This is a genomic window from Asticcacaulis sp. P2_C5, assembly GCF_056404555.1.
This window is the reverse complement of sequence record NZ_JBFUDU010000023.1, coordinates 36,884-44,736: the sequence shown is the minus strand read 5'-3', so window position 1 is coordinate 44,736 and position 7,853 is coordinate 36,884. Positions and strand designations below refer to the sequence as shown.

10 protein-coding genes and 1 tRNA gene are annotated in these 7,853 nt (G+C 59.8%); 4 read left to right on the top strand and 7 right to left on the bottom strand.

Going from position 1 to position 7,853, the window contains the following annotated elements; translation table 11 throughout:
* The first annotated feature begins 160 nt into the window (after positions 1-160).
* From AC1DXO_RS25545 to AC1DXO_RS25535, 3 genes are all read left to right on the top strand, one after another.
* A tRNA-Met gene (locus AC1DXO_RS25545) sits at positions 161-237 on the top strand.
* Positions 238-645: 408 nt separating this feature from the next.
* Entirely contained in the window at positions 646-864 is a 219-nt protein-coding gene (locus AC1DXO_RS25540) for a flagellar hook protein FlgE (protein ID WP_476981042.1), read from the top strand.
* 243 nt (positions 865-1,107) lie between these two features.
* Complete coding sequence (locus AC1DXO_RS25535; protein WP_476981041.1) at positions 1,108-1,359, top strand: DUF6429 family protein; 252 nt, start codon at positions 1,108-1,110, stop codon at positions 1,357-1,359.
* Here AC1DXO_RS25535 and AC1DXO_RS25530 read toward each other — a convergent pair.
* From AC1DXO_RS25530 to AC1DXO_RS25515, 4 genes are read right to left on the bottom strand one after another with little or no spacing between them, the layout of a single operon-like run.
* Positions 1,356-2,579 (bottom strand): MFS transporter, encoded by a 1,224-nt coding sequence (locus AC1DXO_RS25530; RefSeq protein ID WP_476981040.1) that lies wholly within the window; start codon positions 2,577-2,579, stop codon positions 1,356-1,358. The genes AC1DXO_RS25535 and AC1DXO_RS25530 overlap by 4 nt on opposite strands.
* 14 nt (positions 2,580-2,593) lie before the next feature.
* A complete protein-coding gene (locus AC1DXO_RS25525) occupies positions 2,594-3,172 on the bottom strand; it encodes a dihydrofolate reductase family protein (RefSeq protein ID WP_476981039.1) in 579 nt (192 codons plus the stop codon).
* Between the two features lie 11 nt (positions 3,173-3,183).
* Positions 3,184-3,717, bottom strand: a complete 534-nt coding sequence (locus AC1DXO_RS25520; protein WP_476981038.1) for an SRPBCC family protein — start codon at positions 3,715-3,717, stop codon at positions 3,184-3,186.
* Complete coding sequence (locus AC1DXO_RS25515; RefSeq protein ID WP_476981037.1) at positions 3,717-4,097, bottom strand: ArsR/SmtB family transcription factor; 381 nt, start codon at positions 4,095-4,097, stop codon at positions 3,717-3,719. Before AC1DXO_RS25515 ends, AC1DXO_RS25520 begins: the two co-directional genes overlap by 1 nt.
* 218 nt (positions 4,098-4,315) lie before the next feature.
* On the opposite strand from AC1DXO_RS25515, the gene AC1DXO_RS25510 reads away from it, so the two are divergent.
* Complete coding sequence (locus AC1DXO_RS25510) at positions 4,316-4,924, top strand: alpha/beta fold hydrolase (RefSeq protein WP_476981036.1); 609 nt, start codon at positions 4,316-4,318, stop codon at positions 4,922-4,924.
* A 238-nt stretch (positions 4,925-5,162) separates the two neighbouring features.
* On the opposite strand, the gene AC1DXO_RS25505 is transcribed toward AC1DXO_RS25510, so the two are convergent.
* From AC1DXO_RS25505 to AC1DXO_RS25495, 3 genes are read right to left on the bottom strand one after another with little or no spacing between them, the layout of a single operon-like run.
* Positions 5,163-5,675 carry a hypothetical protein gene (locus tag AC1DXO_RS25505; protein ID WP_476981035.1) on the bottom strand — a complete coding sequence of 171 codons (513 nt, stop codon included), beginning with the start codon at positions 5,673-5,675 and terminating at the stop codon, positions 5,163-5,165.
* A gap of 51 nt (positions 5,676-5,726) precedes the next feature.
* Complete coding sequence (locus AC1DXO_RS25500) at positions 5,727-6,785, bottom strand: glycoside hydrolase family 5 protein (RefSeq protein ID WP_476981034.1); 1,059 nt, start codon at positions 6,783-6,785, stop codon at positions 5,727-5,729.
* Positions 6,786-7,817, bottom strand: coding sequence for a glycoside hydrolase family 5 protein (locus tag AC1DXO_RS25495; protein WP_476981033.1), 1,032 nt, complete (start codon positions 7,815-7,817; stop codon positions 6,786-6,788).
* Positions 7,818-7,853: the final 36 nt, after the last annotated feature.

Here is a 7,853-nt window from a genome sequence, read left to right as displayed (position 1 = left end):
CGTTAAGCCTTCCTGGGCCGATGGTACTTCGTCTTAAGTCGCGGGAGAGTAGGTCGTCGCCAGGTCTATTAAGCTCAGTCAAAATACCCTTCACTTACATCTCAAAGACCGGGCGGCCCCTAAAGCCCTCCGGTCTTTTTAGTTTCCAGCTGGCTTTTGGCGCGGGGTGGAGCAGCCCGGTAGCTCGTCAGGCTCATAACCTGAAGGTCGTCAGTTCAAATCTGGCCCCCGCAACCAAAGCGGAACCGCGGAAACACAAAGCGCCCCGGATAATCCCCGGGGCTTTTTTGCGTCTCAACCAGCGCCAGGCTCGCGAATGACGTCGCGGGTGGCCTGTCCCCCGAAGCCTTGGCGAAGGGGGAAGCAGACCGGTAGCTCGTCATGGCCGCTCGCCGCGCGATCATAACCTGAAGGTCGTCAGTTCAAATCTGGCCCCCGCAACCAAAATACCAAACAAAATCAACCGCCAAGCCCAAAAGCCTGGCGGATTTTTTGTGCCTGGCTGACGCACGCCATGGAAGGTGACCTTCACGCATGTGATTTTGCATTGCAGCCGGTTAACCGCGTTTTTACTCCCCCCGTTAAGCAATGAAGATCATAATCCACAGGTCGGCGCGTAAACTCCGGCTTTTACAGGTGCGTACCATGAACGCTTTAAATGCAGCCGCCGCTGGCGTCACAAACGCCATGCAGATGTTCGACCGCTCCGCCGTAAGGATAGGCCAAAGTGCCGCGACGGACATCACTGACGTGGCCGAAGCAATGATTGGACAGAAACAAGCCGAAGTAGCGCTGGCAGCCAATATTGCTGTCATGAAAAGCGCCAAAGAGGCGACCGGGAATCTGCTCGACCTGCTGGTATAAAGTGCCGCTGGGTCACGCTTTGCCGATTCGTATCATTGCGGCGGCGCCTTACGACTTGATTCATCCGCCATCACGCGATTGATCATTTCGGGATCGCATTGTTCACCTTCAAGGAAACCTCGGATACCGCCCTGCCAGGCCCGCATGTCTGCAAGGAGATCTTGGAGGCACTCGACCCCACCTCGCCCGGCCGGCGAAATATGATACAATCATGCGCATCAAACCACAAATGCGGGCATGACCATGTCAAACGCGCAAGCTAAACCCGAGATCGATAACGACAAGATCGACGACACCGTATTGGCCCTGTTCTACCTGACTTTGGGCGGCGACGGCCGAGCCTGGAAAGGCGCCGATTGGGATGTGACCAACCGCCTTTACGAAAAGGGGCTGATTTATGATCCGGTTGGAAAGGCCAAGTCGGTACGTTTGACGGCTGAAGGGATCGAAGCCTCGCGCCGCCTATTTTATCAACTTTTCGCCAAGCCTGCCTAGCGGGTTGCGGCCTGGGCCGGCCCTGGTTCTGTTTGGGGAAATGGGCGGAATATCAGCGCCATTACGACCGCACACATGCCGATGGCGCATGCGCCGATATAGAGCCAGCTATAACTGGCTAAGGAGTCATAGATCAGCCCGCCCACCACAGGACCGGTCGCCATGCCGAGGCTGCCGGCCATGGCCGTGCCACCGATGACTGTGCCCATCATGCGCATGGGGAAGTTTTCCCGCGCCAAGACGGCGTAAAGCGGCATGACGCCGGCATAGATAAAGCCGAACAAGGCCGCAACCGCATAGAAGCCGACCAGATCCCGCACCAGAACATAGGCCAGGGCGCCGAACGCCTGGACCAGCAGGCCCGAGACCAGCACACGCTTGGCGCCAAATCGATCGCCCAGAAAGCCGAAGGCGACGCGGCCGCCCAGACCGGCAAGGCCTTCGACACTATAGATCGAAACCGCTGCGATCAGCGGGATGCCGCAACTGACGGCATAGCTGACTGTGTGGAAGATGGGCCCGGAATGGGTGGCGCAGCAGAAAAAATTGGTCAGGAGCAGGATGATAAACTGCGGCGACTTCACGGCCTGGGCCACGGTCATCCCCGAAGGCGGCGCGTCGTCGGTGACGGAGGCGACGTCCGGCGCATCGATAACGGGTGATCGGCGGACCAGAAATGCCGTGGGTATCATGATGATCGCCGACAGACCGGCGACGATCAACAAGGTGGTTCGCCAGTCGTGGGTCGTGATCAGCCATGCCACCAGCGGCGACATGGTCATCGGCGCCATCCCCATACCGGCGGAGACCAGCGATACGGCCAGGCTGCGTTGGGTATCAAACCATCCGGTGACGCACGCCATCATCGGCGCGAAGATGGCGGCGGTCGCGCCGCCGACTGCCAGCCCGAAGACAAGCTGGAACTCGATCAGCGATGTCGCCCGGCTGGCCAGGGCCAGGCTGGCGGCCAGGATGACCGATCCACCCAGCACGACAGGGCGGGCGCCAACCCGGTCGGACAGCGTGCCCCAGGCCATACTGCCAAAGGCCATGGCGAGGAATCCGATCGTCATGGCGGCGGAGATGCCGGTGACGGACCATCCGGTGTCCCGCGCTATGGGCTGCAGCAGGACCGGCAGGGAAAACATGGCGCCGATGGCGACGCAGCCGAGAAGGCCGCCCGCGGCAACAATGATCCAGCGATAGTGCGACCTGTCCATGCCACGTCTCCGTTCTAGCTTGTAACGCCATATATTGCACTGATACGGCCGCCTGAAAGCGGCAGGATCTGACGCAATTCCAGGCTGTGTCGACCATGCGCCTTGCCAAACAACGGCTTGCCGTCGCCTGCGATCAGCGGATAGATGATCAGCCGCAACTCATCGACCAGACCGGCGTCGATCAGGCTGGTGGTCACGCTGGCGCCACCCATCAGAAAGATATCTTTGCCCGCCTGTTGTTTGAGGGCGGCGATATCGTCAGCACTACGCAGGAAGGTCGTATTCGGCCACGCTGCCGTCTGCAGACTGTTTGACAGCACATAGTGGGGCGTTCGGGCGGCGAACTCGGCCCAGGCGCGTTCGTCGGCCGTTGGCGGCTGGCCGGTGATCCAGACGGGCGTGTCCGGCGCAGTCCGGATGGCGGTCCAATAGTTTTCATAGCCTGGATACATGCCACCGCCGATGACGCAGGCATCGATCTGGGGCATCAGACCATAGTCGTCCGACCAGGCTTCGACCCAGTCGGCATAGCCGTCGGGCCCTTCGAACTTTCCGTCCAGCGACAGCTTCATGGCGGCAATCAATTTGCGCATGACAAGTCTCCTCAGGCCGGCAGGCGTTGATCGTAGTCGGCCTTCAGACGCGCCCAGCCGTCCCAAAACGGCTGCGGCGTCCGACCGTACATGCGGTCGGCCAGGATATTGAGATGCATGTGCCAGCCGGCGCCGACCATGAGCAGCATGTTGCGGTTGGGCAGACGGTTATGGATCAGGGTTAGCAGAACCTCGTCGCCTTTCGGTTCCAGCTCGAACACGACATCGCCGCTGCCGCCCCAGCTGATGGCCAGCTTGCGTGGCGGATCGAATTGCGTGATTTGGCTCTGCATGCTGTGCGACTCGGAAAAGCCTTCTGGCCGCTGGCTGGGCGGATCGTTAAGGTCACCGTTGCGCCAGGTCAGTTCGAAAGATGCGCCGTCCTTCATTTCCATTTCACCAGACGCCAACCATTGGCGGCGTAATTCGCTTTGTGTGAGATAGTCCCAGACGCGCTCGATCGGGCCGGGCAACAGGCGCTGCATTTTCACTGTGGCGGGCTCGATCATGACGCCATAGGCATCGGGTGTTGTGACTTCGTTCATCAGTCGTCTCCTTCTGTCGACGGGTTTGCTGGAGGGGAGGTGGGGGGACGCTTGTCCGCTTCGCGCAGCAACCGTTCGAGGTTATCAAGGCGGGTGCTCCAGTAGCGCTCGTAAAAGCCCAGCCATTCATGGGCGCTGGATAGCGGTCCGGGCGCGAGGCGGCAGATGTGGGTCCGCCCCTGGACTTCGCGGCGAATTAGCCGGGCAGTCTCCAGCACCTTGATATGTTTCGACGCGGCGGCCAGCGACATGGCGAAGGGCTCGGCAAGCTGGCCTACAGTTCGTTCGCCGCCGCTTAGCTCGCGCAACATGCGCCGCCGTGTGGCATCGCCAAGGGCGTGGAAGACTGAGTCGAGCTGGGGTGTATCTAATTCAACCATGTGGTTGAATGTATATCCGAGCTCCTAAATAGTCAACCATTTGGTTGAATAATTTCCAGGACGTTGACACATTGGCAATCGGCTGCGATGGCGAAGCGGATAGAGCGCAATCCGATAAAGTGTGCAGCACTTTTCGGTTAAATTGCGCGTTAAAACAAAAAATTAGAGCGAAATGACGATTCTGCCTAAAGTCATTTCGCTCTAGAAGGAGACAGGTCATGGCGCAGCGCACAGTGTTTTTTCTGCCGGGTGCCGGTGCCGATCCAAATTTCTGGCGGCTGATCGGCGACCAGCTGCCTGCAGACTGGAACAAGGTTTATTTCGGTTGGCCCGGCCTGGGCGACCAGCCGCACGATCCGGCAGTGCAGTCCTTCGACGACCTCATCGCCCTGGTTGAGACGCGGTTGGGCGACGAACCCGTCGATCTGCTGGCCCAGTCGATGGGCGGCGCCATTGCCATGCACCTGGCACTGTTGCACCCTGGCCGCATTCGTCGGCTTGTCCTGGCAGTGACGGCCGGCGGCATGGATGTCGAGGCGCTTGGCGCCAGCGACTGGCGGCCGGGCTATGCGGAGGAATATCCGCGGGCGGCCACGTGGATCTATGACGTGCGGCCCAACTATGAATCCGCCTTGCCACAGATCACCCAACCGACTCTGCTGCTGTGGGGCACTTCCGATCCGATCAGTCCGCTCGCTGTCGGACAGCATTTGCATGGCCGGCTGCCGAACGCTGAACTACGGATCGTCGACGGCGGTGATCATGGCCTGGTCCACAACCGGGCGGATGAAGTGTTACCCCTGATCCGGACGCATCTGGAGCTCTGATGGCAACGGTCCGCTCTTGACCGAAGCCAAAAACCGCAGATTTCGCCGATTAACGCAGATTTTTCAGAGATCTATCGGACAAACACGGGAGGCAGGCAGGTGACGCACGTCGATCGCGTAGCGATCATTTGGAGACAGCCACACGCCAATCTTAGCCTGTGAGCACAGAAAAAATCTGCGTTAATCGGCGAAATCTGCGGTTATAAACCTTGCAGCCGACAGGACCACTCTGCTGAGGTTATCCGTGGACCTGACTTATCAGCTCGCGCGCCCTTAGGACCACCTCATCGAACAGGCCGGCATTGACATAGATCGACAGCAACAGTCCCAGCAGCGCGACCAGCAGGTGCAGCCACAGCCAGAAATGATTCAGCCGGAAAAAGCGAAGCATGTGGAATCGCTTGCGATGTGACGCCTGGGCATTGTCGAAGATGTTCTGCAAAGGCTCACCGGGCAGCAGGCGGTCGACATAGTCCTGCGACTCCTTGATGATCGCCATGTGCAGCGAATAGCGCTCATAATGCTTGGCGCAGAAGGCAGCGCCGAACAGGCCGATAAACATCAGGAACAGGGTCAGCGGCAGATCGGCCTGGGTCAGTTCGTGGCTGGTGATAAAGCCGATCACTGCCGCCGAGATGGCGATGATGGCCCCGGAAACCGTCGAGCGCTGGACCTCGTGGTGACGCGCCTGGCGCCAGCTTTCACGGCCATATTCGCGGACGGTCTCGCCCAGTTCGTGCTCTACATCCATGCCCAACCCCGTGTCGTAAGCTGAAGACAGGCTAGCACGAAATTATTCGCCTTACTGATTTTTCCCCAGCAACGCGTCCTTGATCGGTGCAACCCACTGGTTCTTATCCGAATTGAAGGCGGTGAAGCCTTCCGGACCTTCGTCAAAATACCAGAAGGCGCGGGCGAATCCGCGATCCGCCGCCGCCTTGCTCACCGTGGCCGTCCAGGCGGCGCGTTCGGTCATGCTTTTGTTGACCTTGCCGTAGGTGCCGTATTCGCCGAGCAGGATCGGCCGGTTATTGGCCTTTGACCAGGCCACGACCCGGTCAAAGTCGGCGTTGATAGCCGCGACCTCCTCCGGCTTGCCGGTCCAGTGAACGTCATGAGCGGCCTGGGCCTCGGCGCCGGCCCAACTGGCGCCCTGGTGGGTGAACATGAACGGCTGATAATAGTGGTAGGTGACGATCAGATGATGATCGTCGGCCGGAAGCTTAAGCAGGGGCAGGTCGTCGAGGCTGTTCCAGTGGGTTGGGCCGACGATGATATTGCGCGTCGGATTGGTCTCACGGACTATGGCGATGAGGTCGGGAATCCAGGCGTTCCAGATGACGTCGTCCAGCTTTTCGTGCGGCTCGTTCAGCAGCTCGAACATCACAAGGTTCGACGCATCCTTGTAGTGCGTCGACAACTCGTACCAGATGTTCGGCAGGATAATGGCGCAGGCGTCGGTATTCTTCGGGCAGTCGTCATAATCATGTTCGTCGATAATGACGTTAAGACCTTCGGCGACTGCCGCATCGACGATGCGGTCCAGCTTTTTAAACACCGCCGGATCGAGATGGCCCTCGGCGTCCATATGGGCGAAGGTGGTGATCGGGATGCGGATCGTGCGAAATCCGGCCGCCTTGATCTCATGGATCTGCGACAGGCGGAATCGGCTGGGCGCGTCGGCCCAGTAAGGATCCCAGCCGGCGGCGATGTTGATGCCCGGCCCCATATCCGCCACCTGGTCTTCGGGCGAGATCGGCACATAGGCTGCGGCCGGAGCGGCCGGCGTCGTTTGCGCCAGGGCATGGCCGGCGGAGGCAAGGAGCGCGCCGGCGAGGGCGGCGGCAATGAGATTACGCATTTACTGGGCTCCAGGCGGGACGAGGGCTTGCAGGATGGGCTGTACGAAGGCCTGCTTTTTGAAATCATACAGTATGAAGTCGCTGGAAAACTGCCAGTAGGCCCAGGCAAAGCCATGGGCTTCGGCGGAGCGGGCAACCGTCGATGTCCACTTGATGCGACTGTCCATCGGCGCCTTGTCATAGGCGCCAAATTCACCCAGCAGGATAGGGCGGTGGTTGGCGGTGGACCAGGCCTTCACGGCGTCGAAATCGGCATTGATCTGGGCGACTTCGGCATCGCTGCCGAAGGTGATGTCGTGGCCGGCAGTGATTTCCGGCGGTGCCCACGACGCGCCCTGATGGGTAAAGCGGAACGGATCGTAATAATGGAAGGTGACGATCAGATGGGCGTCGTCTTCCGGTAGCTTCAACTGGCCGAGATCGTTGCGGCTGTTCCAGTGCGTCGGGCCCACGATGACATTGCGTTCCGGATTGGTCTGGCGCACGGTCGCCAGGATCTTCGGATACAGGGCGTTCCAGGCGTCACCGTTCAGCGTGTCGTGCGGCTCGTTCAGCAGCTCGAATATCAACTTGCTGGAATAACCCTTGTAGCGCTCCGCCAGTTGCGACCAGACCTTGCCGAGCCGGTCACTGCACACCGTGGCGTCTTTCGAACAGGTTTCGAAATCATGCTCGTCAATAATGACGTTGAGGTCGTATTTCAGCGCGGTGTCGATGACCCAGTCGAGTTTCTTTAGCCACGCCGGGTTCAGTTCGCCGTCAGGGCCCATATGATCAAAGGTGAACAGCACCACGCGCACCGTCGAAAAACCGGCGTCATGAATGGCTTTGAAGTGCTCGTCCTTATAATTGCCCTGGCCGCCTTCGCGCCAATAGGGATCGTAGCCGATGATATTGACGCCGCGTCCCATGGCGGCGACCTGGGTCGTGGCGGAGATGGGGGTGAAGCCGGCGTCTTCGAAGGCGACGGCCTGTCCGGCAGTCAGGGCCAGGGCGCACGCAGTGAGCGCCACCGATACCAGGCGTTTCATCGAATTCTCCCGCTATTTATTATATCAATTTGGCCG